This window comes from Thermomonas aquatica, assembly GCF_006337105.1.
In the GTDB taxonomy this organism is placed as follows: Bacteria; Pseudomonadota; Gammaproteobacteria; order Xanthomonadales; family Xanthomonadaceae; genus Thermomonas; species Thermomonas aquatica.
In genome coordinates, this window is the sequence record NZ_CP040871.1 from 948326 (window position 1) to 973661 (window position 25336).

A 25336-nucleotide genomic window follows, 5' to 3' on the forward strand; every position below is an offset into this window, starting at 1 on the left:
ATGCGGAAACCGCGATTTTAGCGTAGGGCGGGCTCGCGGCCGCCCTACAATGCCGCCATGGCCACGCTGTTCATCTCCGATCTCCATCTCGACCCGGAACGCCCGGCGATCACCGAGCTGTTCGGCCGGTTCGTCGACGGGGAAGCCCGCGCTGCCGATGCCCTGTACATCCTCGGCGACCTGTTCGAGGCCTGGGTCGGCGACGACGATCCCTCCGAAGCCGGCGCCTACGTCGCCGACAAGCTGCACGGCTTGCACGATGCCGGCGTGCCGACGTACTTCGTGCGCGGCAACCGCGATTTCCTGCTCGGCGGCGCGTATGCGGAACGCGCGGGCACGACGATCCTTCCCGACCCCGCGGTGGTCGTGCTCCACGGCGAACCGACCCTGCTCCTGCACGGCGACCTGCTGTGCACCGACGACGTGGCCTACCAGCAGTTCCGCGCGCAGACCCGCGACCCGCGCTGGCAGGCGCAATTCCTGGCGCAGCCGCTGCAGGCGCGGCTGGCGTTCGCCGCGCAGGCGCGCGCTGCGAGCAAGGCGCGCTATGGCGAACTGCAGGCCAGCGGGCAATCGGAAACGATCACCGACGTCGCCCCCGCCACGGTGCGGGAATGGTTCCAGCGCTACGGCGTGCGCCGCATGATCCACGGGCATACCCATCGCCCGGCGATCCACCACGAAGGCGATGGCAACCTGCGCATCGTGCTCGGCGACTGGTACGAGCAGGGTTCGGTGCTGCGGGTCGACGCGGACGGCTTCGACCTCGCTGCGCTGAGCCGCGGCTGATCATTTCGCCGCTTCGCCGCAACCCCTGTAGTCGATGTCGCCGTAGCGGAAGGTCGAGATCAGCGTGTAGCGGTTGTCGGACATGCCGTCGCTGCACATGCCTTCGGTAAGCGTCAGGGTGAAGGACTTGCCTGCATGGCTGCCGGCGATTTCCACCCCGCCAGTCACCGAATGCCGTTCGCCCTGCATCACCATGCCCGCCTGGTCCTCCGGCGTGGTGTAGGTCAGGGTGGCGTCCTCGACATTGACGTTCCAGAACGGCTCGGTGCCGAACGCGCGGAAGACCTGCAGCGGATCCGCGTTTTCCTGGCCCGGCGCACGCTTGGCCATCGGCGCTGCGGCCGGGGCCGGGGTGGTGGCGACGGGCGCCCCGGCTGGCGGGGTGGAATCGGCGGACGAGGGCTCTGGCGCATTGCAGGCAGCCAGCAGCAGGGAAAGCGATGCGATGGCGAGCTTCATGGCGATCCTCCGGCAGGGACATCCGCAGTGTGCCGCAAGCATTGGCAACCGGCGATGACCGTCAATCGGCGGCAGCCAGCAGGCTTTCCAGCTCCTCGATATCGAAACCGGCTTGCAGCCGCGCCTCGGTGTTGAACGGCTTGTGCAGCACGCCGCTGGCGTATTCGTGCAGCAGCTCGCGGAAGCGCGCACGCGGCTCCACGTCGGCGCGTTCGCAATGCCAGCGATACCAGCGCGAACCGGCGGCCACATGCGCCACTTCCTCGCGCAGGATGAGCTCGAGGATGTCGGCGGTCGCATCGTCGCCCAGCGCACGCAGCTTCACGATCATCCCCGGCGTCACGTCCAGCCCGCGCGCCTCCAGCACCCGCGGCACCAGCGCCATCCGCGCCAGGCCGTCATCCGCGGTTTTCTCGGCCATTTCCCACAGGCCGTTGTGCGCGTCGAAATCGCCGTAGTCGTGGCCGAAATCCTGCAGGCGCGCGCGCAGCATCGCGAAATGGCGGGCTTCGTCGTTCGCCACCGAGACCCAGTCGGCGTAGTACTCGCGCGGCATGCCGCGGAAGCGGTACACCGCGTCCCAGGCCAGGTCGATCGCGTTGAATTCGATGTGCGCCACCGCGTGGATGAAGGCCGCGCGCCCCGCATTGCTGCCGAAGCCGCGGCGCGGCAAGTCGCGCGGATGCACCAGCTTCGGCGCAGCCGGGCGACCCGGCATGCGGATCGGTTCCGGTGCCGGCGCATCGTGCTCGATCGCGAGATCGCCGTTGGCGAACGCTCGCGCGGCGGCGAAGCTGAGCGCGAGCTTGCCGTCCGGCGCTGCCGCGTCCAGGCAGCCGCGCGCGGCCTCGAACAGGTTCACGACGCGCGGCGTTTCTTCTTCGCTTCGTCCGAACGCAGTTGCCGGATGCGCTCGAAGTAACCCGGTTCGATGCCGGTGACGTATTCGCCGCTGAAGCAGGAGCTGTCGAACCTGCGCCCCGGGAACTTCGGGCCGGCGACGGCCGCCTCGAGATCCGCCAGGTCCTGGTAGATCAGCCAGTCGCAACCGAGCAGCTGCTCGATGTCCTTCTCGCTGCGGCCGTGCGCCACCAGCTCGTCGGACGAAGGCATGTCGATGCCGTAGATGTTCGGATGGCGCACCGGCGGCGCGGCGGAGGCCAGGTAGACCTTCTTGGCGCCGGCATCGCGCGCCATCTGCACGATCTGCTGGCTGGTGGTGCCGCGCACGATCGAATCGTCGACCAGCAGCACCACCCGGTTGCGGAATTCCAGCGGGATCGGGTTGAGCTTGCGCTTCACCGACTTCGCGCGCTCGCCCTGCCCCGGCATGATGAAGGTGCGGCCGACATAGCGGTTCTTGATGAAGCCCTCGCGGTACTTCACGCCCAGCACGTTGGCGATCTCCAGCGCGGCGTCGCGGCTGGTGTCGGGGATCGGGATCACCACGTCGATGTCGTGGCCGGGCCGCTCGCGCAGGATCTTCTCGCCGAGGGTCACGCCCATGCGCATGCGCGCCTTGTGCACCGAGATCTCCTCGATCATCGAGTCCGGGCGCGCGAAATACACGTACTCGAAGATGCACGGAGCGTGCGCCTGCGGCGCGGCGCACTGCTGCGCGAACAGCTCGCCGCGCGCGGTGATCACGATGCCCTCGCCCGGCTCGACGTCGCGCAGGCGCTCGAAGCCGAGGATATCCAGCGCCACCGATTCGGAGGCGACGATGTATTCATCGTCGCCATTCGCGCCCTTGCGCTTGCCGAGCACCAGCGGACGGATGCCGTTCGGGTCGCGGAACGCGACCAGGCCCAGGCCCAGCACCGCGCACACCACCGCGTAACCGCCCTTGGCGCGGCGGTTGACGCCTTCCAGCGCGCGGAACACCGCGTCCGGGGTCAGCGCCTTCTGCGAATCCAGCTCGTGCGCGAACACGTTGAGCAGCACTTCCGAATCGGATTCGGTGTTGACGTTGCGGCGGTCCTGCTCGAACACCTCGCGGCGCAGCGCGTCGGTGTTGATCAGGTTGCCGTTGTGCGCCAGCGCGATGCCGAACGGCGAGTTGACGTAGAACGGCTGCGCCTCGTCGGAACCCTCGCTGCCCGCGGTGGGATAGCGGCAATGGGCGATGCCCACGCGGCCGCCCAGCAGCGACATCGAACCGGCGTCGAACACGTCGCGCACCAGCCCGTTGCCCTTGTGCACGCGCAGCTTGCCGCCATCGGCGGTGGCGATGCCCGCCGCGTCCTGGCCGCGGTGCTGCAGGACGGTCAACCCGTCGTACAGCTCCGCTGCGACTTCAGCCTGACCGACGATTCCGACGATGCCACACATGGCGCTGGTTCCTGTTGGAGCGGTTGCGGGTTACGGATGCGGGCGGACGATGCCGTCGATGCCGGCCTTGGCCTTGACCTGCGCCTTCAGCGCGTCCGCCTCGGCGCGGTTCATCGCCGGGCCCACGCGCACGCGGGTGCGCTTGCCGGCGTCGGTGTTGACCGTATCGGTGAAGGCGTTCAGGCCGGCGCCGCGCAGCTTGTCGCGCAGGGCGGCGGCGGCGTTGGCATCGGCGAACGCGCCGACCTGCACCACGAAACCGGTCTTGCCGGTATCGGCCGGCTTGGGCGCGGGCGCGGCGGCTTCCGGCTTCGGCGCGGGCGGCGTGGCCGTTGCCAGCGGTTTCGCGGGCGCGGCCACGGCAGGCTTGGCGTCCTGTGCGGACACGACGGGCTTGGCCGGCGGCGCGACCGCGCTGGCGGCCGGCTTCGCGGGCGGCGGCAAGGGATCGGTCTTCGCTGGCGCGGACGGTGGCGGCGCAGGCACGGCGACAGCGGTCGATGCCGCAGCGGTGGCGGCCGGTGCATCCAGGGCAACGACCTTGGCGCCGACGGCGGCGTTGACCTGCACCGCGCGCAGGCGCGCGGATTCGGCCATGGCGTGGTCGGCGAACGGTCCGACGCGCACGCGCTGGGCTTCGCGGCCGTTGAGCGGCACGGCTTCGCGATAGGCGGTCAGTCCCGCCGCCTTCAATGCAGCGATGACCTTGTCGGCGTCGGCGGCGCTGGCATAGCTGCCGAAGCTGACCACGTAGTCGCCGGCCGCGCTCGTCGGAAACGCGTCGTCCTGCGCGGGCTCGGCGCTGGCCGCGTCCGGAGTGGCCAGCGGCATGCCGACCGCGCCGCCGCGCGGGGTCGCGCCTGGCTCGGTGAGCGACAGGTCGCGGGTGGCGGTATCGCCCGCGGCCTTGGGTTCGGCGGGGATGTCCAGCGGCACGTCGGACACGCCGCTGTCGGGCGCCGGGCCCTTGACCAGCATGGGCAGGAAGATCACCGCCAGCGCGATCAGCACGACCGCGCCGACCAGGCGCTGCTTCAGGGAAGAATCCATCGAAGGGGGAACCGGCGGCCGGGGACGCGAATTATACCGGCCTGCGTCGTGGCCCCGGCTTAACCGTTCGCCTCGAATCGCTCAAGCGCGGCCGTCGCGGTGTGGAAGGAGCCGAAGACCAGCACCCTTCCATCCGCATCGGCCTGCGCGATGGCGGCATCCAGCGCCGCCGCGACATCGGCATGGCGGACCGCGCCAGCGGCCGCGGTATCGGCCAATCGCCGCGCCAAGTCGTCCACGCCCTGCCCGCGCGGCCCGGCATCGGCCAGTCCGGCGAGATGCCAGCCATCCACCATCTCCGCCAGCGCAGCCACCACGCCCGCAACGTCCTTGTCCGCCAGCGCGGCATACACCGCCAGCGTGCGCCGCTTCGGTTGGCGACGCAGCCACGCCGCCAACGCACGCGCCGCCTGCGGGTTGTGGCCGACATCGACCACCACCTCCACGCCGTCCTGCTCGAAGCGTTGCAGGCGCCCGGCGACCTGCGCATTGGCCACGCCCTCGGCATACGTGCGCTTGTCGATGCGCGCACCCAGCGCGCGCAGGGCGGCGATCGCGCAGGCGGCATTGCGCAGCTGTACCGGCGCGGCGAGCGCGGGCATCGGTAACTGCATCGAGAAACCGACCTCGCGCCAGCGCCAAGTGCCGGCATCGAGGGGCTCGGCGAAGAAATCGTTGGCGATCCGCCAGGCCTGCGCGCCGATCGCATAGGCATGGCGCAGCACGCTGGCCGGCGGATCGTCGTCGCCCAGCACCAATGGCTTGAACGGGCGGGCGATGCCGGCCTTCTCCAGGCCGATGGTTTCGATGTCCTCGCCCAGCCAGTCCTGGTGGTCGAGGTCAACCGTGGTGATGATCGAAGCATCCGCATCGACCAGGTTCACCGCATCCAGCCGCCCGCCGAGGCCGACTTCCAGCACCGCGAGGTCGAGCTTGTTGCGCGCGAACAGCCACAGCGCGCACAGCGTGCCGTATTCGAAATAGGTCAGCGGCGTGTCGCCGCGCGCCGCTTCAACCGCTTCGAAACCGGCGACGAGATCCGCATCATCGGCATCGTGCCCATCGATGCGCACGCGCTCGTTGTAGCGCAGCAGGTGCGGCGAGGTGTAGCTGCCGACCTTCCAGCCATGCGCGCGGGCGATGGCCTCGACGAAGGCGACGGTCGAGCCCTTGCCATTGGTGCCGCCCACGGTGATCACGCGCTTGGCGGGACGTTTCAAGCCCATCCGCGCGGCGACTTCGCGCACGCGGTCCAGGCCCATGTCGATGGCTTTCGGGTGCTGGCGTTCGATGAAATCGAGCCAGTCGGAAATTGATCGCTGCATGACGTTCATTTTATGCGCGTCACCGCGCCGAAGCCCTCCCGCCCGGAGACTTCGCCGCTCAGGCTCCGCATCCGGCTCCGATGCGCGGCCGCGCGCCATCCATGGCGCGCTCGAAGCCTCCGGGCGGGAGGACTCCGGCGCTACACTCCCGCACTACAACGCCCGATGCACCGCCTCGCCGAACAGCGCGGTGTGATGGCTGCAGTCGTTCAGCCGCACCACGCCCAGCGCATCGACGTTCGCCCCTTCCAGCAGGTTGAGCGTGGTCGGCGCCTGGCGGAAGGTCCACAGCTTCGCCAGCGGGATGCCGAGCACGCGGCACAGCAAGACGCGGTTCACCGCGTCATGGGCGACCACCAGCAGGGTGTCGTCCTCGCCCAGGCCCGCGCAGGCGCGCGCGAACGCGGGCCAGGCGCGATCCAGCACCTGTTGCAGGGACTCGCCGCCCGCGCCGGGCATCTGCACCGTGTCGGGGGCATCGCGCCAGGCCTGCAGGCGCTCGCCATCGCGCTGACGGATCTCGCTGGCGAGCAGGCCTTCCCACTCGCCGTGGGCGATTTCCTTGAAGCCCTCGTCGAGCATCAGTTGCGCGGCGCGCGCCTCGCCCAGCGCGAGCTCGGCGGTGCGACGCGCGCGCGACAGCGGCGAAGCGATGGCGCGGTCGATGCGCACATCGCGCAAGCGCTCGCCCAGCGCGGTGGCCTGGGCGATGCCGACCTCGGACAGCGGGATGTCTTCCTGGCCCTGGTAGCGGCCTTCGGCGTTCCACGGCGTCTCGCCATGGCGTGCAAGCAGGATGCGCATGCTTACACCTGCGCCAGCGAGAGCACGCCGGGCATGGCGCGCAGGGTGGCCAGCTGGGCATCGTCCAGCGCGCGATCGACGGTGATCGCCGCGCGCGCCTGGCCGTCGCCGGCCGCGCCGAGGGCGAAGTTGACGATGTTGATGCCGAGCGCGCCCAGCTGCGAACCCACCGCACCGACCATGCCGGGCCGGTCCTCGTTGCGCAGCAGCAGCACGTGCGACTGCGGGTCGAATTCGATTTCCACGCCGTCCAGGCGCACCACGCGCGGACCGCGATGCAGGGTGGCGTCGATCTCGCGGCTGCGGTTGCCGTCGCTCACGCGGATCTTGAGCAGGCGGTCGAAGCCGTCGCCGTCGCCGCCCACGGTTTCGGCGACCACCAGGCCGCGCGCGGCGGCTTCGGCCAGCGCGTTGACCGGAGTCACGCGGCCGGAATGCGCGCCCAGCAGCGAGGCCACCAACAGCCGCGTCAGCGGCCGCGTATCCAGCGCGTCGGTGCGGCCGGCGTAGGTGATGTCGAGCCGGGTCGGCGCCTGCACGATGCGCGCGGCCAGCCTGCCCAGCGAGGTCATCAGCGGCATCCACGGGCCGACCTCGCGCGCGGCTTCGGCGGTCAGCGGCGGCAGGTTGACGCAGCCGGCAACGGCGCCGGTGGCGGCGAAATCGATCACCTGCCTGGCCAGGATGGTGCTGACCGCCTGCTGCGCTTCGCTGGTGGAGGCGCCGAGGTGCGGGGTCAGGATCAGCTTCGGATGCGCGCGCAGCGGCGAGTCTTCCTGCAGCGGCTCGGTGGCGAAGGTGTCGAGCGCGGCGCCGGCGATGTGCCCCTCGTCCAGCAGTTGCAGCAGCGCCGCCTCATCGACCAGCCCGCCGCGCGCGGCGTTGACGATGTAGGCGCCCTTCTTCATCGCGCGCATGCGCTCTTCGGACAGCAGGTTGGTGGTGTCCTTGGTGCGCGGGATGTGCAGGGTGACCACATCGGCCCAGGCCAGCAATTCGTCCAGCGTCTTCAGCGGCACGCTGCCCTTGGCGGCGGCGGACGGCGGCAGGAACGGGTCGAACGCGGCCACGTCCATGCCGATGCCGGCGGCCTTGCGCGCCACCGTGCCACCGATGCGGCCGAGGCCGATCACGCCCAGCTTCTTGCCTTCCAGCTCGAAGCCGGTCAGGCCCGCCTTCGGCCATTGCCCGGCCTTCATGCCGGCGTCGGCGCGCGGGATGTGGCGGGCCAGCGCGAACAGCAGCGAGATCGCGTGCTCGGCGGCGGCCAGGGTGTTGCCGTCGGGGGCGTTCATCACCGCGATGCCGCGCGCGGTGGCGGCCTCGACATCGATCGTGTCCACGCCGGCGCCGGCGCGGCCGATCACCTTGAGCTTGCCGGCATCGGCCAGCGCATCGGCGGTGATCTGGGTCGCCGAGCGCACCAGCACGGCATCGGCATCGGCCAGCGCCAGCTTCAGCGCGTCCGCGTCCTTGATCGGGGGGGAGACCAGCACGTCCCATCCCGCATCGCGGAACAGGGCCAGTCCGTCTTCGTGGATTCCATCGCAGGCCAGCACTTTCATCACATCAGCTCCAGTGGGGAATTACCTGATCAGGTCAGGACCCGCGGAAGCCATGGCAGCCGGCACAGCGCAAACGACAACGTACTGGAGGTACGAAAAACAGCGGAATCACGGCGAAAAGCGCGGGATTCCACTTGCGATCGGGAGACGGGGCCGGCTGGCATGGGAATCCGCGATGGCCAAAGCCTAGCAGAGTTCACCGCTGGTTACGCAACTGGCGCTACCCTGCCGATTGTTTCCATTGGAACCAGTGCCATGCAGGCCAAGGGCGAATTCGAGGTCAAGCGCATCCCGCAGGAGGAACTGGACATCGGCGGCGGTGCCAGCGTCGGCCATTCGCGGTTCGACAAGCGCTTCCATGGGCCACTGGACGCCACCAGCGTGGTGCATATGCTGGCGGTGATGTCGAAGGTGCCCGGCTCCGGCGCGTACGTGGCGATGGAGCGCATCGAAGGCACGCTCGACGGCCGGCACGGCAGCTTCTACGCCCAGCACAACGGCATCATGGATCGTGGCAAGCCGTCGCTGAGCCTGACCGTGGTGCCCGACAGCGGTAGCGACGCGCTCACCGGCCTGCGCGGCAACATCGCCATCGACATTGTCGACGGCAAGCACTACTACACCTTCGACTACGAGCTCGACGCAGGCTGAAGCAGCAACGAAAACGCCGGCACTCGGCCGGCGTTTTCGTGTCACGCAACGCGCGCTCGCATCACTTCTTCGGCGCGACGCCCATTTCCTTCAGCAGCTGCGGCGCCGGCATCACCTCCTGCATGATCCAGCGCATGTAGCGCTGGTCCATCGAGATCATGCGGGTGACGGTCGGATCGAACACCCAGTTCGAGGCCACCGATTCCCAGTTGCCGTCGAAGGCCAGACCGACCAGCTTGCCGTGCGCGTCCAGCACCGGCGAACCGGAGTTGCCGCCGGTGATGTCGAGGTCGGACAGGAAGTTGACCGGCACCGTCTTCAGCTTGGCATCGGCCAGGCCGGAATACTTCTTCGCCTTGATCGCATCCAGCTGCGCCTGCGGCGCGTCGAACGGCTCCTTGCCGGTCGCCTTGGCCGCCACCTGTTCCAGCGTGGTGAACGCGTCCTCCGGCTTGCTGTTGCCGGGCTTGGTGTAGCCCATCACGTTGCCGAAGGTGATGCGCAGCGAGGAGTTCGCATCCGGATACACCGCCTTGCCCTGCGCCTTGTTGTAGTCGGCCACCGCCTGCAGGTAGGTGGCGCGCGGGATCACCGCCTCGCCGGCGCGCAGCTTGCGGTCCTCCTCCAGCTTCAGCGAGGTCGGCAGCATCGCCACCGCGTACTGGATCGCCGGATCGGTGCTGGTTTCGAACGCCTTGCGGTCGGCCGACAGCCACTTCATGCGCTCGTCCACATTGCCCAGCTTGCTGGCGTTGATGCGGTCGAGCGCGGCATCCACCGCCTTGGCATCGTTGCCACCGATCCACTTGTCGATGGCGGGCACGCGCTGGTCGGCCGGCAGGGCGATGTACTGCATCAGCCAGTAGCGCTGCAGCTGGCGATCCATCGCCGCCACGTAGCGACGATCCATCTGCTTGAGGCCGCCCTCGAAACCGGGCAGGTCGCGCTGCTGGAAGCCGGATTCGCGCTGCGCGTCCGGCTTCTCGCGTTCGACCGCGAGGCGGTACAGGCTCAACGCGGTGCTGCCCAGCGCGCCGCCGACGTTGCCGATCACGCCATCGCGCTCGCGGGTCTTGCGCGCGGCATCGCCCAGCGCGACCAGCGTGTCGTGCGCGGCCAGCGCCTGCTTGCCGGCATCGCCCCGCGACTTCAGCCAGTCCAGCACCGCCTGCTCGCGCTCGCGCTTGATGCCGGCCGCGCCCATGCGCTTGAAGCCTTCCATCTGGCCGTCGTAGTTCTTCAGGGTGTTTTCCCAGCCGCGCACGGTGTTGGCGTACTTGACCGCGATGTCCTTGTTGGCCTCGCCTGCGGCCAGCACCATCGCCACCAGTTCCTTGTAGCGCTTGCTGACGGTCGGATAGGTCCACGCGGCGGTGGCGTCGAAATCGTTGGCCAGCGCGTAGCGGCTGGTGCTGCCCGGGTAACCGGCGACCATCACGAAATCGCCCTCGCGCAGCGGCTGGTCGGCGATCTTCAGCCAGTGCCTGGGCTGGAACGGCACGTTGTCCTTGCTGTACGCGGCCGGCCTGCCGTCCTTGCCGACGTAGGCGCGGTAGAACGAGAAGTCGCCGGTGTGGCGCGGCCACATCCAGTTGTCGACTTCGCCGCCGTAATTGCCCACGCCGCGCGGCGGCGCGTAGGCCAGGCGCACGTCCTTGATCTCGATGTTCTTGAACAGGCGGTAGGTGTTGCCGCCCATGAAGCTGTACAGGCGGCAGCGCGAACCCGCATCGGCTTCGCACTCGGACACCAATTTCTTCTCCAGGTCGTCGACCGCCTTGGTGCGCGCAAGCGCGCCCGGCGCGGCGGCGATCGCGGCCTTCACCTGGGCGGTGACGTCGGTGATCTCGTCCAGTACGTAGATGCGCGCGTTCGGGCCGGCGGACAGTTCATCGGCCATGGTCGGCGCGTTGAAACCGAGGTCGATGAGGTTGCGCTCCGCGGTGGAGTTCAGCTGGATCGCGCCGTACGCGCAATGGTGGTTGGTCACCACCAGGCCCTGCGGCGAGACGAAGCTGGCGGTGCAGCCGCCCAGCGAGACCACCGCGCCCATCGGGTCGCCGGTGAGGTCGGCCAGTTGCTTCGGATCGAGCTTGAGGCCGGCGGTCTTCAGCGGGCCGGCGATTTCCGGCAACTGCTGCGGCACCCACATGCCCTCGCCCGCATTCGCGGAGAGCGCGATTCCCATCGTTGCCAGGGCAATGCCCGTGGCCAGGCTTGTCTTATTGCGCATCATCGTGTCCTTCGTTCGTGTTCGAGTCTTGCGTTCATCCGTGACGGATCATTCCGCAGACAGGTTCATTTCCTTGAGCAGCTGCGGCGCCGGGTACACCTTGGCCAGCAGCCAGCGCAGGTAGCGCATGTCGACGTGGATCGCGCGCTTGTAGCGCGGATCGAACATCCAGCTGGCGCTGACCGCTTCCCAGTTGCTGTCGAAGTTCAGGCCGATCAGCTTGCCGTTCGCATCCAGCACCGGCGAGCCGGAATTGCCGCCGGTGGTGTCGAGGTTGGTCATGAAGTCGACGGTCTGCGTCTTCAGGGTCGGGTCGATGGTGCTGCCGAAGTCGCCCTTGGCGATCGCCTCAAGCAGCGGCTTCGGCGCATCGAACGGCTCCACCCCGGTGTTCTTCTCGACGATGCCGGCCACCGTGGTCAGCGGACGATAGTCCATGCCGTCGCGCGGGCTGAGCGGGCTGATCTTGCCATAGCTCACGCGCAAGGTGGAGTTGGCATCCGGATACACCGCCTTGCCCTGCGAATTGCGGTAACCGATCAGCGCCTGCATGTAGGCCGGGCGCAGGCGCAGCAGTTCGCCGCTGCGCTGTTTCGCTTCGTCTTCCATGCGCAGCAAGGCAGGCTGCAGGACGGCGGCGGCTTTCATCATCGGATCGGCGGAAGCGGCCACGGCCTTCGGATCGGCCTTCATCAGCGCCAACCGGTTCGCTTCGTCGCCCAGTTTCGTTTCGATGTACAGCGTGTTGAGCATCGCGGCGGCCATCGCCTTGTCCTTGCCGAACACCGCATCGAATTCCGGCACGCGCTGCGCCGCAGGCAAGGCGAAATAGCGATCCAGCGCGAACAGCAGCGTGGCCTTTTCCACTTCCGGGTCGTAACGGCGCTGCAGCTGCTTGAGGCCGCCCTCGATGGTGGCTTCATCGCGCTGCTGGTAGCCGGATTCGCGCTGCGCGTCCGGCTTGCCGCGTTCCAGCGCGAGGCGTTGCAGCACGATCGCCTGGCCGAGCAGGCCCGGGCGCAGGAACGGCAGGATGAAGTCGCGCTCGCGGCTGGCCTGCGCGGCATCCAGCTGCGCCTGCATCGCGCGGATGTCGGCCTGCAGGGCGGCGGCATTCGGCTGTTTCGCCAGCCACGCCAGCATCGCCGCTTCGTCCTCGCGACGCACGCGCACCGCATCGCTGCGGCGCAGGCCGTCGAGCTCGCCCTGTGCGCGCTTCAGCGTGTTCTTCTGCCCGGCGACGGTCGAGGCGTACAACACCTCCTTGGCCTTGTCGCCCTTGGTCGCGGCCTGGATGGTGTCGATCAACCCACCGACGACCTCGACGCGGGTCGGCAGCAACCAGTCGATCTGGTTGGCGAATTCCGATGCGGTGCGATGGCGGAAGGTGGTGCCCGGGTAACCGGCCACCATCGCGAAGTCGCCGGCCTTCACCGGCGCGGTCGACACGGTCAGGTGCGCGGGCGGCGCGTACGGCACATTGTCCTTGCTGTACGCCGCCGGCTTGCCGTCCTTGCCGACGTAGGCGCGATAGAAACTGAAATCGCCGGTATGGCGCGGCCACATGAAGTTGTCGATCTCGTCGCCGTAGTTGCCGATCGAACGCGGCGGCGCGTACACCAGGCGGACGTCGCGCACCTCGAACTGCTTGATCAGGTAGAACTCGCGGCCGTAGTACATGTCGGCGACGCTGCAGCGATGGCCGGCGTCCTGTTCGCAGGCGGCCACCGCGACCTTCTTCGCGGCATCGACGGCATCGAAATACGCGCGTCCGGTCTTACCCTTGGCATCGGCGAGGATGCGATCGGTCACGCTGTCGAAGCCGACCGTCACCCAGATCCGGGCAGCCGGCCCGGCGGAGGGCTCATCGGCCATGGTCGCGGCGTTGAAGCCGTCCTCGATCAGGTTGCGTTCCGCGGTGGAGTTCAGCTGGATCGCGCCCAGCGCGCAGTGGTGGTTGGTCACCACCAGCCCCTGCGGCGAGACGAAACTCGCGGTGCAGCCGCCCAGCGAGACCACCGCGCTCATCGGGTATCTGGTGAGGTCGGCCAGGTCGGCGGGATTGCCCTTGAACCCCGCCGCCTTCAGCTGCTTCGACAGCTGCGGCAACTGGGACGGCATCCACATGCCTTCGTCGGCATGGGCGGCTCCGCAGGCAAGGCTGAGCAGGATGGCGGCGGGCAACATACGGTGGCGCATTCAACAACCCCAAGCTCTTGGCAACTTTCGATTACACCATCCCCCCGCATTTTCGGCCTGTGCCCGGAGTCATGCCGGTCATCTCCAGTTCGGCAAGCGGTAAAATGCCAGATTGATCACCAGCGTTACCGAGAGGCGAGACGATGTCGCAGAACACCATGCGGGCGCTGGTCAAGCGCGAAGCGGCCAAGGGCATCTGGATGGAACAGGTGCCGGTGCCGACGCCCGGCCCCAACGAGGTGCTGATCAAGCTCGAGAAGACCGCGATCTGCGGCACCGACCTGCACATCTACCTGTGGGACGAGTGGAGCCAGCGCACGATCAAGCCGGGCCTGGTCATCGGCCACGAATTCGTCGGCCGCATCGTCGAGATCGGTCCCGGCGTCAGCGGCTACACGCTTGGCCAGCGCGTTTCCGCCGAAGGCCACATCGTCTGCGGCCATTGCCGCAACTGCCGCGCCGGCAAGCAGCACCTGTGCCCGAACACGGTCGGCATCGGCGTCAACCGCAACGGCGCGTTCGCCGAATACATCGTGATGCCGGCATCCAACCTGTGGCCGATCCCCGACCAGATCCCGAGCGAACTCGCCGCGTTCTTCGATCCCTACGGCAACGCCGCGCACTGCGCGCTGGAATTCGACGTGGTCGGCGAGGACGTGCTGATCACCGGCGCCGGCCCGATCGGCATCATCGCCGCCGGCATCTGCAAGCACATCGGCGCGCGCAACGTGGTCGTCACCGACGTCAACGACTATCGATTGAAGCTGGCCGCCGACATGGGCGCGACCCGCGTAGTCAACGTCGCCAACACCAAGCTCAAGGACGTGATGGCCGACCTGCACATGGAAGGCTTCGACGTGGGCCTGGAGATGAGCGGCAACCCGCGCGCCTTCGGCGACATGCTCGACTGCATGTACAACGGCGGCAAGATCGCGATGCTCGGCATCATGCCGAACGGCGCCGGCATCGACTGGGACAAGGTGATCTTCAAGGGCCTGACCTTGCACGGCATCTACGGCCGGCGCATGTACGAGACCTGGTACAAGATGACCCAACTGGTGCTGGGCGGCTTCCCGCTGGGCAAGGTGCTGACGCATCAATTGCCGATCGACGACTTCCAGAAGGGCTTCGAGCTGATGGAAGGCGGCAAGTCCGGCAAGGTCGTGCTGAGCTGGAACTGAGGACGACCATGAGCCTGACCGAACGCTACGCCGCCACCCTCGACGAAATCCGCGCCGCCGGCCTGTTCAAGTCCGAGCGCATCATCACCAGCCCGCAGTCGGCCGAGATCCAGCTGGCCGATGGCCGCACGGTGCTGAATTTCTGCGCCAACAACTACCTGGGCCTGGCCGACCATCCGGACGTGATCGCGGCGGCGAAGCAAGCACTGGATACGCACGGCTTCGGCATGGCCTCGGTGCGCTTCATCTGCGGCACCCAGGACCTGCACAAGCAGCTGGAAAAGACCATCGCCGAGTTCTTCGGCACCGAGGACACCATCCTCTACGCCGCCTGCTTCGACGCCAACGGCGGGCTGTTCGAGCCGCTGCTGGACGAACACGACGCGATCATCTCCGACGCACTGAACCACGCCTCGATCATCGACGGCGTGCGCCTGTGCAAGGCCAAGCGCTACCGCTACGCCAACTGCGACATGGCCGACCTCGAGAAACAGCTGCAGCAGGCCAGGGACGATGGCGCGCGCACCATCATGGTCACCACCGACGGCGTGTTCTCGATGGACGGTTTCATCGCGCCGTTGGACGAGATCACCGCGCTGGCGAAGAAATACGGCGCGCTGGTGCACATCGACGAATGCCATGCCACCGGGTTCCTCGGCGCCACCGGCCGCGGCAGCGCCGAAGTGAAGGGCGTGCTCGACAAGATCGACATCTTCACCGGCACCTTGGGCAAGGCGATGGGCGGCGCGCTCGGCGGCTTCACCACCGCCAAGCGCGAAGTCATCGAACTGCTGCGCCAGCGTTCGCGCCCCTACCTGTTCTCCAATTCGCTGCCGCCGCACGTGGTGGCCGCCGGCATCAAGGCCTTCGAGATGCTTTCAAGCGCCGGCGAATTGCGCGAGCGCCTGCGCGAGAACACCGCCTACTTCCGCGAACGCATGACCGCCGCCGGCTTCGACATCAAGCCCGGCGTGCATCCGATCAGCCCGGTGATGCTGTACGACGCGCCGCTGGCGCAGCGCTTCGCCGAGCGCTTGCTGGAGGAAGGCATCTACGCGATCGGCTTCTTCTTCCCGGTGGTGGCGAAGGGCCAGGCGCGCATTCGTACGCAGATGAGTGCGGCGCATACGCGCGAGCACCTCGATCGCGCGATCGACGCGTTCATCCGCATCGGCAAGGAACTGGGCGTGCTGAAGGCCTGAGGTTCAGTCGCCGCCCAGCGCGGCCACTTCTTCGACGGTCAAATCGCGCCACTGCCCTTTCGGCAAGTCGCCGAGTTGCAGCGTGCCGATCGCGACGCGCAACAGCCGCAATACGCCGATGTCGAGCGCCGCCAGCAGGCGCCGGATCTGCCGGTTGCGGCCTTCGTCGAGGCTGATTTCCAGCCAGGCGTTCTTTTCGCCGGCGCGCAGCAACGATACGGATTTCGCCCGCAGCAGCGCGCCCTCGCAATCGACGCCTGCGCGCATCGCGGCCATGCACGCATCGTCCGGGATGCGATCGACCTGCACGTGGTAGACCTTGTCCGGCCCGGTCGCGGGATCGGCGATGCGCGCCGCCCATTGCGGATCGTTGCTGAACAGCAGCAAGCCTTCGCTGGCCTTGTCCAGCCGCCCGACCGGCGCGATATGCCCGAGCTCCGCGCCATCGAAACAGCGATACACCGTGTCGCGCCCGCGTTCGTCGCGCAGCGTCGTCACCAGCCCGCGCGGCTTGTTGAGCATCAGATGGCGCACCGCCACGGCGGAGGCCTCGACGTTGTCGATTTCGATCAATGCATGCTGCAGGTCGGCCGGATGCTCCGGATTGCGGACTACGCGCCCGTCGAGCCGCACGCGTCCTTCGCGCACCAACCGTTCGCCTTCGCTTCGCGAGCACAAGCCACGCTTGGAAAGCACGCGCGCCAAGCCATAACGCGGACGCGTCATGCGCTGCGAGGCATCACTTCTTCTTGGCAGGCGGCGCCGCGGGTTGCGGTTCGCTTGCGGCAGGCGCCGTGGCGTCCTTGCGGCCAACGACCCGCACGCCACGCGATTTCATCCAGGCATCGAACTCGTCGGCGGTCATGCGCTTGCCGTTCTGGGTCATGTTGAACCGCCACGGCGTGTTGTCGTACTCGGTCTTCGGCTTGTAGGCCGCGGGGTTGCCGGGATCGACCACGCTGCCGGCGGGTTTGGCATTCGCCATCGCCCGGCAACCATCCTGCCGGATCCGCAGCAGCACGTTGTCGACCGACAACGCTTCATCGAAGGCCTGCGACAGCACGCCGCTCGCGCCCCCCAGTTGCGTAGTCGCGGGGGACAGCTCGATCGCCACCGGCGAGAGCACCGCGGGACGCACCGGCGTCGCCACCATCAGGTCGCTGTTGCAGATAGCGCCCGCCTGCGCGAACGACACCATCGGCACACTCGACAACAGCAACGCACCCAGCACACGACGAGTCGACATGTAGATCCCCATGAGTTGCCCGAAGTGTAGGCCGTCGCATGCGCACGCCGCAATTCTCGCCAGCCGAAAAGACGAAGCCCGGCACATGGCCGGGCTTCGCATCTTGCAGGACCGACAACCGTATTACTGGCTGTTCAGCTCGGTGCGGCGGTTGGTCTCGCTCTTGCAGCCCGGCAGGGTCTGGCCCTTGTCCTCGAGCGGACGGCTCTCGCCGTAACCGGTCGGACCGGCCAGGCGGCCACCGTCGACGCCATTGCTGGTCAGGTAGTCGTAGACCACCTGCGAACGACGCTGCGACAGACCCTGGTTGTACTCGTCGCTGCCGCACTGGTCGGTGTGGCCAGCCACTTCGACGCGCAGTTCCGGATAGCGCTTCAGGATTTCGACGGCCTCGTTCAGGATCGCGATCGCGTCCGGACGCAGGGTCGACTTGTCGAAGTCGAAGTTGACGCCCTTCAGGTCGATCGAGACCGGCACCGGGCAGCCGTCCGGACCGATGGTCTGGCCAGCCTGCGAACCCGGGCACTTGTCGTTGCAGTTGTTGACGCCGTCGCCGTCGTCATCCATGTCGGCGCAGTTCGGCGCGACCGGCGCCGGGGCAACCGGGGCAACCGGCTCCGGGCCGAGGGCCACGGTCAGGCCGACCGAAGCCAGCAGGTCGGTGAAGCTGTTTTCCTGCGCATACGGACCAGCCTGCTGGTCGTCGAAATCGATGCGGGTGCCGACTTCGGTGCGCAGATCCACGCGACCGAAATCGAACTGCAGGCCAGCGCCCAGGTTCAACGCCAAGTTGGAGTCTTCATGCTGGAACGGGTTATTCGGGTTCAGCGCAACGGTGTACTCTTCCTCGTGACGCTGCCAGCCGATGCCGCCGCGCACGTAGGGCCACCACTTGGAATCAGCGTTGCGGAAGTGGTAACGACCGTCCACGGAGACGCCGTACTGGCTCCACCACAGGTTCGGGTTACGCGTTGCATCGGGATTCTGGTAGTTGACTTCCGCTTCGAGCGAGATATTCGGAGTCAGGAACTTGCCGAAACCGAGGGTGCCGAACAGCGAGTCTTCGGTGTGGCGATCCTTGTCCTGGAAGTTCACGCCGGTCGAACCGGAGACATACCAGCGATCATCAAACTCCTGGGCGGACGCAGCCTGCGCCAGACCCAGACCACCCAGAAGGGCGGCGCAGAGGAGTTTCTTATTCATGTTCAGCTCCTTGATCAGTAAAGAAACCTGTGACGCAGAATGCTCTATGGACGGCTGAGTCCGCACGCCATCCAACATAGAGTAGCGTCGGGCGCGTGAAAGCCGTGTTAACGCTACCATAACAGTTATGGCTTGGAAAGCCCGTTCAGCCTCCTGACTCGAATGATAACAAGTCGAAGGCGGTGACCGAAACCGCACTGAAACATTGCGCGGGATCACACCTGGGTCGCAAGACCGCCATTGACTGTATTCGGCGTTGCGCCGCTGGTCCGCCGGATCGGCCCTGCACGGAATGCGACTCAGCCCTCGGACACCATCACCGTCACCTCGGGCAGTCGCATGATGCACGCAACCGTACGCATCAGTATGCTAGCGTCATGAACGAGCCCACACCCTACCCGCACCTGTTCCGCGCCCTCGACCTAGGCTTCACCACCCTGCGCAACCGGGTGCTGATGGGCTCGATGCATACCGGGCTGGAAGACCGCAGCGCCGACTTCCCGAAACTCGCCGCCTATTTCGCCGAACGCGCCGCCGGTGGCGCCGGCCTGATCGTGACCGGCGGTTTCGCGCCGAACATCACCGGCTGGCTCAAGCCCTTCGCCAGCCGCATGTCCATGCCCTGGCATGTACGCCGGCACCGGCAGGTCACCTCGGCGGTGCATGCGCACGACGGCAAGATCTGCCTGCAACTGCTGCATGCGGGGCGCTATGCCTACCACCCCCTGTCGGTGTCGGCCTCGAAGCTGAAGGCACCGATCAATCCCTTCACCCCGCGCGCACTGTCGGCGCGCGGCGTCGAACGCCAGATCGGCGATTTCGCCAACGCCGCCAGGCTCGCCCGCGAGGCCGGTTACGACGGCGTCGAGATCATGGGTTCGGAAGGCTACCTGCTGAACCAGTTCACCGTCGCCCGCACCAACCGGCGCAACGACGCGTGGGGCGGCGATGCGGCGAAGCGCATGCGCTTCGCGGTGGAGATCGTGCGCCGCGTGCGCGAGGCCTGCGGACCGGATTTCATCATCGTCTACCGGCTGTCGATGCTCGACCTGGTCGAAGGCGGCAACGGCTGGGACGACATCGTGGCCCAAGCCAAGGCGGTGGAAGCGGCCGGCGCGACCATCATCAACACCGGCATCGGCTGGCATGAGGCACGGGTGCCGACCATCGCCACCTCGGTGCCGCGCGCGGCGTTCACCGGCGTCACCGCCAAGCTCAAGCCGCATGTGACGCTGCCGCTGATCACCACCAACCGCATCAACATGCCCGATGTCGCCGAGGCCGTCCTGGCCGCCGGCCACGCGGACATGGTGTCGATGGCGCGGCCATTGCTCGCGGATCCGCACTGGGTCAACAAGGCGAAGGCCGGGCGCAGCGAGGCGATCAACACCTGCATCGCCTGCAACCAGGCCTGCCTCGACCATGTGTTCGAGAACAAGAAGGCCAGTTGCCTGGTGAATCCGCGCGCCTGCGCGGAAACCGAACTGAACTACACGAAGACGACCGCGCCGAAATCGATCGCCGTGGTCGGTGCCGGCCCTGCAGGCCTGGCCTGCGCCACCGTCGCCGCCGAGCGCGGCCACAAGGTGACGCTGTTCGATGCCGCCGGCGAGATCGGCGGCCAGTTCAACCTGGCCAAGCAGATCCCGGGCAAGGAAGAGTTCCACGAGACCTTGCGTTACTTCCGCCATCGCATCGCCGAGACCGGCGTCGAGTTGCGGCTGGATACGCGCGCCGATGCCGATGCGCTTGCACGTTTCGATGACGTGGTCGTCGCCACCGGCGTGACCCCGCGCGCGGTCGATTTCCCCGGCATCGACCATCCGAAGGTCGTCGGCTATCTCGATGTGCTGCAGCGTCGGGTGGTGGCGGGGGCGAAGGTCGCGATCATCGGCGCCGGCGGGATCGGCTTCGACGTCGGCGAGTTCCTGGTGCAGGAAGGTGAGTCGGCTTCGCTCGATCCGCAACGCTGGATGGCCGAATGGGGCGTGGATGCCGCGTTCGCCGCGCCCGGCGGCCTGGCCAAACCGCATCCGGAACCCGCCGCGCGCAAGGTCTGGCTGCTGCAGCGCACGCAGGGCAAGCCCGGCGCGCGGCTGGGCAAGACCACCGGCTGGATCCATCGCGCCACGCTGAAGGCGAAGGGCGTGAAGATGCTGGGCGGGGTCGAATACCTGGGCGTGGACGATGCCGGCCTGCATATCCGCGTCGACGGCAGCGAACAGGTGCTGGACGTCGACCACGTCGTCATCTGCGCCGGCCAGGAACCGCGCCGCGAGTTGTTCGATGCGCTCGCCGCGCAGGGCCGCAAGGCGCATCTGATCGGCGGCGCCGACGTGGCCGCGGAGCTGGACGCCAAGCGCGCGATCGCCCAGGGCAGCCGTCTGGCAGCCACGCTTTGAGCGTGGATCCAGAATAAAAACTCCAATCGAATCAGTGGTTTCTGAAACAGACGTTCAGGAACCGTTCGGTATCGGCTGCCTAAGGTGCGCGAACTTTTTGGCCTGACGGATCGCCCGAGCGCGTGATCCCGAAGGTGAACCGGCACGCCGGCCGAACCCTTCACTGGTACGGCGCGCCCGGGCAAAGGCCGCCATCAGAGCTGCCGCCCTCCCCAGTACGCCATGACGCATGTGTTCGCACCGGCTCGCCCGATGCAGATGCCTGCGCCGCAACGGAGCAAGGAGTCCGACATGAAACTGGCGTGGATCCTCTGGATGGCCGGCAACGTCTTGCCGCAACCGGCCGCCGACTCGCTGTGCCTCAGTACCACCGTCTACCTGGAAGCCCGCGACCAGTCCGTGCGCGGCCAGCAGGCCGTGGCCGAAGTCGCCCTGCGCCGCCGCGACAGCGGCCTGTGGGGCCGCAACCTGTGCCAGGTGGTGACCGCGCGCAAGCAGTTCGCGCCCACCATCGTCTCGCCGCAGACCCGGCTGTCCAACAGCGAGGCCTGGGCGGAAGCCGTGACCATCGCGCTGGAATCCGAACGCAACTGGGCGTTGCCGAAGGGCAAGCGCCGCGAGATCGTGCCCGGCGCCAGCCACTTCATGGCGCATGCGATCGCCAACCCGAGCTGGCGCAACGCCTACCAGGTGGCCACGATCGGCGATCACACCTTCCTGCAGGTGCAGAAGCTCAAGCCGCGTCGCGGTTGAGCGATTGCAGGCACATGGCGCAACGAATCGTTGCGCCATGCATGATCGATCCTGGATCGCGATGGGCGGATAGTGGCCGCCTTCTCCCCGAAGGAACCATCCGATGAAGCTGTACACCTCACCGGGCGCGTGTTCGCTCGCCGACCACATCGCCCTGCAATGGATCGGCGCGCCGTTCGAGGCGCAGATCGTCAGCCGCGCGGACCGCAAGCAACCCGAATTCCTCGCCCTGAATCCCGCAGGCGCAGTGCCGGTGCTCCAGTCGGGCGACTGGGTGCTGACCCAGAACGCGGCCATCCTCAACTACCTGGCCGACAAGTTTCCCGATGCCGGGCTCGGTGGCGACGGCACGCCGGAAGGCCGCGCGGAAGTGAACCGTTGGCTCGCCTTCGTCAATGCCGACGTGCACCCGGCCTTCCATCCGTTGTTCGGTTCCAACGCCGCGCTCGGCGGCGATGCCGACGCGCAGTCGAAGGAGCTGGCGAAGCAGAAGCTGCGCGGTTACTTCGAGCGCGCCGATGCGCAGCTCGCCGGCAAGGACTGGCTGACCGGCAGCCGCTCGATCGTCGACCCCTACCTGTTCGTGGTCACCCAGTGGGCGAAGAAGACCGGCGTCGACCTGTCCGGCTTCGACAACCTGGCCGCGTTCGATGCGCGCATGGCCGCCGACCCCGGCGTGCAGGCCGCGCTCAAGGCCGAGGGCCTGCTCTGAAACACGCGCCATCGCAACACGAAAAAGGCCGCGCAATGCGCGGCCTTTTTCTTGCAGGTCGAAACGCTCAGCGCTTGTCGATGCTGACGTACTCGCGGTCTTCCGGCCCGGTGTAGTTCGCGCTGGGGCGGATGATCTTGCCGTCGATGCGCTGCTCGATCACGTGCGCGCTCCAGCCGCTGGTGCGCGCGATCACGAACAGCGGGGTGAACATCGCGGTGGGCACGCCCATCATGTGGTAGCTGACCGCGCTGAACCAGTCCAGGTTCGGGAACATCTTCTTGATGTCCCACATCACCGACTCCAGGCGCTCGGCGATGTCGTACATCTTCATGTCGCCCTGCTCCGCCGACAGCTCGCGCGCGACTTCCTTGATCACCTTGTTGCGCGGATCGGACACCGTGTACACCGGGTGGCCGAAGCCGATCACCACTTCCTTGCGCTCCACCCGCGCCTTGATGTCGGCTTCCGCCTCGTCCGGCGTCTCGTAGCGCTTCTGCACTTCGAACGCGACTTCATTCGCGCCGCCGTGCTTGGGGCCGCGCAGCGCGCCGATCGCGCCGGTGATGCAGCTGTGCATGTCGCTGCCGGTGCCGGCGATGACGCGCGCGGTGAACGTCGAGGCGTTGAACTCGTGCTCGGCGTACAGGATCAGGCTGGTGTGCATCGCGCGCACCCACGACGCGCGCGGCGCTTCGCCGTGCAGCAGGTGCAGGAAATGCCCGCCGATGCTGTCGTCGTCGGTCTCGACGTCGATGGCGCGGCCGTTGTGGCTCCAGTGGTACCAGTACAGCAGCATCGAACCGAGGCAGGCCATCAGCTTGTCGGCGATGTCGCGCGCGCCCGGATGGTTGTGGTCGTCCTTCTCCGGCGACACGCAGCCGAGCACCGACACGCCGGTGCGCATCACGTCCATCGGGTGCGCCGACGGCGGCAGTTCCTCCAGCGCCGACTTCACCGCCGCCGGGATCCCGCGCAGCGACTTCAGCTTGGCCTTGTAGCCGGCCAGCTCCGCCTTGTTCGGCAATTTGCCATGCACCAGCAGGTAGGCGATTTCCTCGAATTCGGCCGTGTTCGCGAAGTCCAGGATGTCGTAGCCGCGGTAGTGCAGGTCGTTGCCGCTGCGGCCGACGGTGCACAGCGCGGTGTTGCCGGCGGCGGTGCCGCTGAGGGCGACGGATTTCTTCGGCTTGAATGCCGGGGCGGTGGTGGCTTGCTCGCTCATCGTGGATTCCTTCGCTTACTTGTTCTGCGCAAACAGCATGTCGAGCTTGTCTTCGTAGGCGTGGTAGCCCAGGAAGTCGTAGAGCTCGTTCCGCGTCTGCAGGGTGTCGATGATGTTCTTCTGGGTGCCTTCGCGACGCACCGTCTCGTAGAAGTGCAGCGCCGCCTTGTTCATCGCCCGATAGGCGCCGCAGCAGTACAGGGCGATGTCGACGCCGGCATCGCGCAATTCGTCGGTGGTGTAGAACGGCGTGCTGCCGAACTCGGTCAGGTTGGCCAGGATCGGCACCTGCACCGCGGCCTTGAACCTGCGGTAGTCGTCGAGCGTCTTCATCGCCTCGGGGAAGATCATGTCGGCGCCGGCCTCGACATAGGCCACCGCTCGCTCGATCGCGCTGTCGATGCCTTCCACCGCGGCGGCGTCGGTGCGCGCCATGATCACGAACGACGCGTCGTTACGCGCATCGACGGCCGCCTTGACCCGGTCGACCATCTCGTCCTGCGTCACCACTTCCTTGCCGGGGCGATGGCCGCAGCGCTTCTGCCCGACCTGGTCCTCCATGTGCACCGCGGCCACGCCGATGCGCTCGAAGTTGCGGATGGTGCGGCCGATGTTGAAGGCCCCGCCCCAGCCGGTGTCGATGTCGACCAGCAGCGGCATGCCGGTGGCGTCCACGATCCGGCGCGCGTCGGTCAGCACGTCTTCCATCGTGCTGATGCCGAGGTCGGGCATGCCCAGCGAATTGGCGGCGACGCCGCCGCCGGACAGGTACAGCGCCTTGTAGCCGGTGCGCTTGGCCATCAGGCCGGCGTAGGCGGTGATCGCGCCCATCACCTGCAGCGGGGATTCGGCGGCGAGGGCGGCACGGAAGCGTGCGCCGGCGGTCTCGGACATGGCGGCATGTACCTTGGGCGGAGTCCGCCATTTTAGCGCGTCGGCCGGATCGGCCGGCATCCGACTAAAGTCCAGACCGGATCCGTTCGCGCAGTACCGCCAGCGCGTCCGCATCGAGCTCGCCCAGCACGCCGCGCCGCGCTTGCGGGATGTGCGCGGCGGGATCCGCGTCGCCGAACACGTAGTGGTCGAACAGCACGCGCCAGTCGCGCCGCTCCTGCGCCGGCAAGGCGGCGAAGGCAAGCCGCGCATGCAGCAATGCGCCGAGCGCGGGCGCGCTTGCGCGATGCTCGAGTTGCGCCGGCACCCACCAGTAGTTGACCAGCGCATTCAACGGTTCCAGCGACTCGACCTGGTGCCACCACAGCGGCGGCAGGTACAGCGCGTCGCCGGGTTCGAGTTCCGCCACCCGCGCATTCGCCAGCGCGTCGCGCAGGCGCGGATGCGCGTCGAAATCGGGCGCATCCGGCCGCGCCAGGGTGATCGCCGCACCGGTCGGGGCGAAGTCGAGCGGGCCGATGTAGAGGTTGGCGACCTGCTCGACCGGGAACAGGGTGAAGCGACGACGCCCGCACACCACCACCGCGAGGTTGTGCGAGGCATCGAAATGCGCCGGCGTGGTGACCCGGTTGCCGACCCACAGCCGGGGTTGCACCGAAGCCGGCAGGCTGGGCATCGGATGGGTGGCGGCGAAGCCGGGCAGGCAGCCGGCGATCAACGCGCTCTGCAAGGCCATGCCGGGCACCGGCCCCTGCACGCGGCTGTACGCGGCCAGGCGCTGCAAGGCCTCGGTCGTCGCGACCTTGAAATGCTGGTAGTTGAAGCCGTCGAGCGCCTCGTTGTAGCCGAGCACGCCGCCGGCCTCGGGCGGCATGCGCAGCACGTCGACCGGCGCGCCGTTGTCGAGCGCCGCGACCGCCTGCGCGAACTCGCCGAACGAGCGCCTCGCCGCCTGCACCAGCGGCCAGTCGCGGCACAGCCCGCGGATGACCAGCGGCTGGGCGGCGGCGACCGCATCGGCCATGGCTGGCGCCTGGCCACCGGGGTGCTCGGCGATGGGTGCGCTCATGCGGAGAATGCGTGCGATGGGATGACGCAGTGTGCGCGACGGC

Annotated in this window: 22 protein-coding genes; 7 read left to right on the forward strand and 15 right to left on the reverse strand. The window is 67.8% G+C overall.

The features are described from left to right. The first annotated feature begins 57 nt into the window (after positions 1–57). Complete coding sequence (gene lpxH, locus FHQ07_RS04560) at positions 58–789, forward strand: UDP-2,3-diacylglucosamine diphosphatase (RefSeq protein WP_139715681.1); 732 nt, start codon at positions 58–60, stop codon at positions 787–789. On the opposite strand, the gene FHQ07_RS04565 is transcribed toward lpxH, so the two are convergent. The 7 genes from FHQ07_RS04565 to serA all read right to left on the reverse strand — a co-directional run bounded on the left by FHQ07_RS04565 (position 790) and on the right by serA (position 8323). Next, entirely contained in the window at positions 790–1248 is a 459-nt protein-coding gene (locus FHQ07_RS04565) for a COG3650 family protein (protein WP_139715684.1), read from the reverse strand. It lies immediately after the preceding gene. 61 nt (positions 1249–1309) lie between these two features. Further along, a complete protein-coding gene (locus tag FHQ07_RS04570; RefSeq protein WP_139715686.1) occupies positions 1310–2110 on the reverse strand; it encodes a ferritin-like domain-containing protein in 801 nt (266 codons plus the stop codon). Continuing rightward, complete coding sequence (gene purF, locus FHQ07_RS04575) at positions 2107–3579, reverse strand: amidophosphoribosyltransferase (protein ID WP_139715687.1); 1473 nt, start codon at positions 3577–3579, stop codon at positions 2107–2109. The genes FHQ07_RS04570 and purF overlap by 4 nt, the downstream gene beginning before the upstream one ends. A gap of 30 nt (positions 3580–3609) precedes the next feature. After that, positions 3610–4629, reverse strand: a complete 1020-nt coding sequence (locus tag FHQ07_RS04580) for an SPOR domain-containing protein (RefSeq protein WP_139715689.1) — start codon at positions 4627–4629, stop codon at positions 3610–3612. A 59-nt stretch (positions 4630–4688) separates the two neighbouring features. Continuing rightward, positions 4689–5963, reverse strand: coding sequence for a bifunctional tetrahydrofolate synthase/dihydrofolate synthase (gene folC, locus FHQ07_RS04585; protein WP_139715691.1), 1275 nt, complete (start codon positions 5961–5963; stop codon positions 4689–4691). 144 nt (positions 5964–6107) lie between these two features. After that, a complete protein-coding gene (locus FHQ07_RS04590; protein WP_139715693.1) occupies positions 6108–6758 on the reverse strand; it encodes a histidine phosphatase family protein in 651 nt (216 codons plus the stop codon). 2 nt (positions 6759–6760) lie between these two features. Next, positions 6761–8323 carry a phosphoglycerate dehydrogenase gene (gene serA / locus FHQ07_RS04595; protein WP_139715694.1) on the reverse strand — a complete coding sequence of 521 codons (1563 nt, stop codon included), beginning with the start codon at positions 8321–8323 and terminating at the stop codon, positions 6761–6763. A 255-nt stretch (positions 8324–8578) separates the two neighbouring features. Between serA and FHQ07_RS04600 the strand changes: the two genes are divergently transcribed. Then, complete coding sequence (locus FHQ07_RS04600) at positions 8579–8974, forward strand: DUF3224 domain-containing protein (RefSeq protein ID WP_139715696.1); 396 nt, start codon at positions 8579–8581, stop codon at positions 8972–8974. 61 nt (positions 8975–9035) lie between these two features. Here FHQ07_RS04600 and FHQ07_RS04605 read toward each other — a convergent pair whose 3' ends face one another. Continuing rightward, a complete protein-coding gene (locus FHQ07_RS04605; protein ID WP_139715698.1) occupies positions 9036–11207 on the reverse strand; it encodes a S46 family peptidase in 2172 nt (723 codons plus the stop codon). A gap of 48 nt (positions 11208–11255) precedes the next feature. Next, positions 11256–13406 (reverse strand): S46 family peptidase, encoded by a 2151-nt coding sequence (locus FHQ07_RS04610; RefSeq protein ID WP_425476942.1) that lies wholly within the window; start codon positions 13404–13406, stop codon positions 11256–11258. Positions 13407–13564: 158 nt separating this feature from the next. Between FHQ07_RS04610 and tdh the strand changes: the two genes are divergently transcribed. Together tdh and kbl are read left to right on the forward strand one after the other, a co-directional pair. Next, positions 13565–14587, forward strand: coding sequence for an L-threonine 3-dehydrogenase (tdh, locus tag FHQ07_RS04615; protein ID WP_139717871.1), 1023 nt, complete (start codon positions 13565–13567; stop codon positions 14585–14587). A gap of 8 nt (positions 14588–14595) precedes the next feature. After that, the gene (gene kbl, locus FHQ07_RS04620; protein ID WP_139715701.1) at positions 14596–15789 is read left to right on the forward strand and encodes a glycine C-acetyltransferase; all 1194 of its coding nucleotides are present in this window, start codon (positions 14596–14598) and stop codon (positions 15787–15789) included. Between the two features lie 3 nt (positions 15790–15792). Here the strand turns inward: kbl and FHQ07_RS04625 are convergent, their stop codons facing one another. From FHQ07_RS04625 to FHQ07_RS04635, 3 genes are all read right to left on the reverse strand, one after another. Further along, positions 15793–16515, reverse strand: coding sequence for a pseudouridine synthase (locus tag FHQ07_RS04625; protein ID WP_139715703.1), 723 nt, complete (start codon positions 16513–16515; stop codon positions 15793–15795). A 13-nt stretch (positions 16516–16528) separates the two neighbouring features. Beyond that, positions 16529–17035, reverse strand: coding sequence for a hypothetical protein (locus tag FHQ07_RS04630; protein WP_139715704.1), 507 nt, complete (start codon positions 17033–17035; stop codon positions 16529–16531). Between the two features lie 123 nt (positions 17036–17158). Then, positions 17159–18238, reverse strand: a complete 1080-nt coding sequence (locus FHQ07_RS04635; RefSeq protein WP_139715705.1) for an OmpA family protein — start codon at positions 18236–18238, stop codon at positions 17159–17161. 377 nt (positions 18239–18615) lie between these two features. On the opposite strand from FHQ07_RS04635, the gene FHQ07_RS04640 reads away from it, so the two are divergent. The 3 genes from FHQ07_RS04640 (at position 18616) to FHQ07_RS04650 (ending at position 22105) form a co-directional block, all read left to right on the forward strand. Beyond that, the gene (locus tag FHQ07_RS04640; protein ID WP_139715706.1) at positions 18616–20640 is read left to right on the forward strand and encodes an NADPH-dependent 2,4-dienoyl-CoA reductase; all 2025 of its coding nucleotides are present in this window, start codon (positions 18616–18618) and stop codon (positions 20638–20640) included. A gap of 291 nt (positions 20641–20931) precedes the next feature. Continuing rightward, a complete protein-coding gene (locus tag FHQ07_RS04645; protein WP_139715707.1) occupies positions 20932–21393 on the forward strand; it encodes a cell wall hydrolase in 462 nt (153 codons plus the stop codon). A gap of 103 nt (positions 21394–21496) precedes the next feature. After that, positions 21497–22105: a glutathione S-transferase family protein gene (locus tag FHQ07_RS04650; protein WP_139715708.1), complete on the forward strand. Its 609-nt coding sequence runs from the start codon at positions 21497–21499 to the stop codon at positions 22103–22105. 67 nt (positions 22106–22172) lie between these two features. Here the strand turns inward: FHQ07_RS04650 and prpC are convergent, their stop codons facing one another. The 3 genes from prpC to FHQ07_RS04665 all read right to left on the reverse strand — a co-directional run bounded on the left by prpC (position 22173) and on the right by FHQ07_RS04665 (position 25293). Beyond that, complete coding sequence (prpC, locus tag FHQ07_RS04655) at positions 22173–23330, reverse strand: bifunctional 2-methylcitrate synthase/citrate synthase (protein WP_139715709.1); 1158 nt, start codon at positions 23328–23330, stop codon at positions 22173–22175. Between the two features lie 15 nt (positions 23331–23345). After that, entirely contained in the window at positions 23346–24224 is an 879-nt protein-coding gene (prpB, locus tag FHQ07_RS04660) for a methylisocitrate lyase (RefSeq protein WP_139715710.1), read from the reverse strand. A 64-nt stretch (positions 24225–24288) separates the two neighbouring features. Beyond that, positions 24289–25293, reverse strand: coding sequence for a cupin-like domain-containing protein (locus FHQ07_RS04665; protein ID WP_139715711.1), 1005 nt, complete (start codon positions 25291–25293; stop codon positions 24289–24291). Between the last annotated feature and the right edge of the window lie 43 nt (positions 25294–25336).

Excerpts from the sequence above, each read along its gene's own strand:
- prpC (WP_139715709.1), bottom strand. The coding sequence starts at position 23,330 with ATGAGCGAGCAAGCCACCACCGCCCCGGCATTCAAGCCGAAGAAATCC.
- FHQ07_RS04665 (WP_139715711.1), bottom strand. The coding sequence starts at position 25,293 with ATGAGCGCACCCATCGCCGAGCACCCCGGTGGCCAGGCGCCAGCCATG.
- purF (WP_139715687.1), bottom strand. The coding sequence starts at position 3,579 with ATGTGTGGCATCGTCGGAATCGTCGGTCAGGCTGAAGTCGCAGCGGAG.
- FHQ07_RS04625 (WP_139715703.1), bottom strand. The coding sequence starts at position 16,515 with ATGACGCGTCCGCGTTATGGCTTGGCGCGCGTGCTTTCCAAGCGTGGC.
- prpB (WP_139715710.1), bottom strand. The coding sequence starts at position 24,224 with ATGTCCGAGACCGCCGGCGCACGCTTCCGTGCCGCCCTCGCCGCCGAA.
- FHQ07_RS04605 (WP_139715698.1), bottom strand. The coding sequence starts at position 11,207 with ATGCGCAATAAGACAAGCCTGGCCACGGGCATTGCCCTGGCAACGATG.
- FHQ07_RS04640 (WP_139715706.1), top strand. The coding sequence starts at position 18,616 with ATGAACGAGCCCACACCCTACCCGCACCTGTTCCGCGCCCTCGACCTA.
- FHQ07_RS04565 (WP_139715684.1), bottom strand. The coding sequence starts at position 1,248 with ATGAAGCTCGCCATCGCATCGCTTTCCCTGCTGCTGGCTGCCTGCAAT.
- serA (WP_139715694.1), bottom strand. The coding sequence starts at position 8,323 with ATGAAAGTGCTGGCCTGCGATGGAATCCACGAAGACGGACTGGCCCTG.
- FHQ07_RS04630 (WP_139715704.1), bottom strand. The coding sequence starts at position 17,035 with ATGTCGACTCGTCGTGTGCTGGGTGCGTTGCTGTTGTCGAGTGTGCCG.
- FHQ07_RS04600 (WP_139715696.1), top strand. The coding sequence starts at position 8,579 with ATGCAGGCCAAGGGCGAATTCGAGGTCAAGCGCATCCCGCAGGAGGAA.
- lpxH (WP_139715681.1), top strand. The coding sequence starts at position 58 with ATGGCCACGCTGTTCATCTCCGATCTCCATCTCGACCCGGAACGCCCG.
- FHQ07_RS04610 (WP_425476942.1), bottom strand. The coding sequence starts at position 13,406 with ATGCGCCACCGTATGTTGCCCGCCGCCATCCTGCTCAGCCTTGCCTGC.
- FHQ07_RS04650 (WP_139715708.1), top strand. The coding sequence starts at position 21,497 with ATGAAGCTGTACACCTCACCGGGCGCGTGTTCGCTCGCCGACCACATC.
- FHQ07_RS04580 (WP_139715689.1), bottom strand. The coding sequence starts at position 4,629 with ATGGATTCTTCCCTGAAGCAGCGCCTGGTCGGCGCGGTCGTGCTGATC.
- tdh (WP_139717871.1), top strand. The coding sequence starts at position 13,565 with ATGCGGGCGCTGGTCAAGCGCGAAGCGGCCAAGGGCATCTGGATGGAA.
- kbl (WP_139715701.1), top strand. The coding sequence starts at position 14,596 with ATGAGCCTGACCGAACGCTACGCCGCCACCCTCGACGAAATCCGCGCC.
- folC (WP_139715691.1), bottom strand. The coding sequence starts at position 5,963 with ATGAACGTCATGCAGCGATCAATTTCCGACTGGCTCGATTTCATCGAA.
- FHQ07_RS04635 (WP_139715705.1), bottom strand. The coding sequence starts at position 18,238 with ATGAATAAGAAACTCCTCTGCGCCGCCCTTCTGGGTGGTCTGGGTCTG.
- FHQ07_RS04645 (WP_139715707.1), top strand. The coding sequence starts at position 20,932 with ATGAAACTGGCGTGGATCCTCTGGATGGCCGGCAACGTCTTGCCGCAA.
- FHQ07_RS04590 (WP_139715693.1), bottom strand. The coding sequence starts at position 6,758 with ATGCGCATCCTGCTTGCACGCCATGGCGAGACGCCGTGGAACGCCGAA.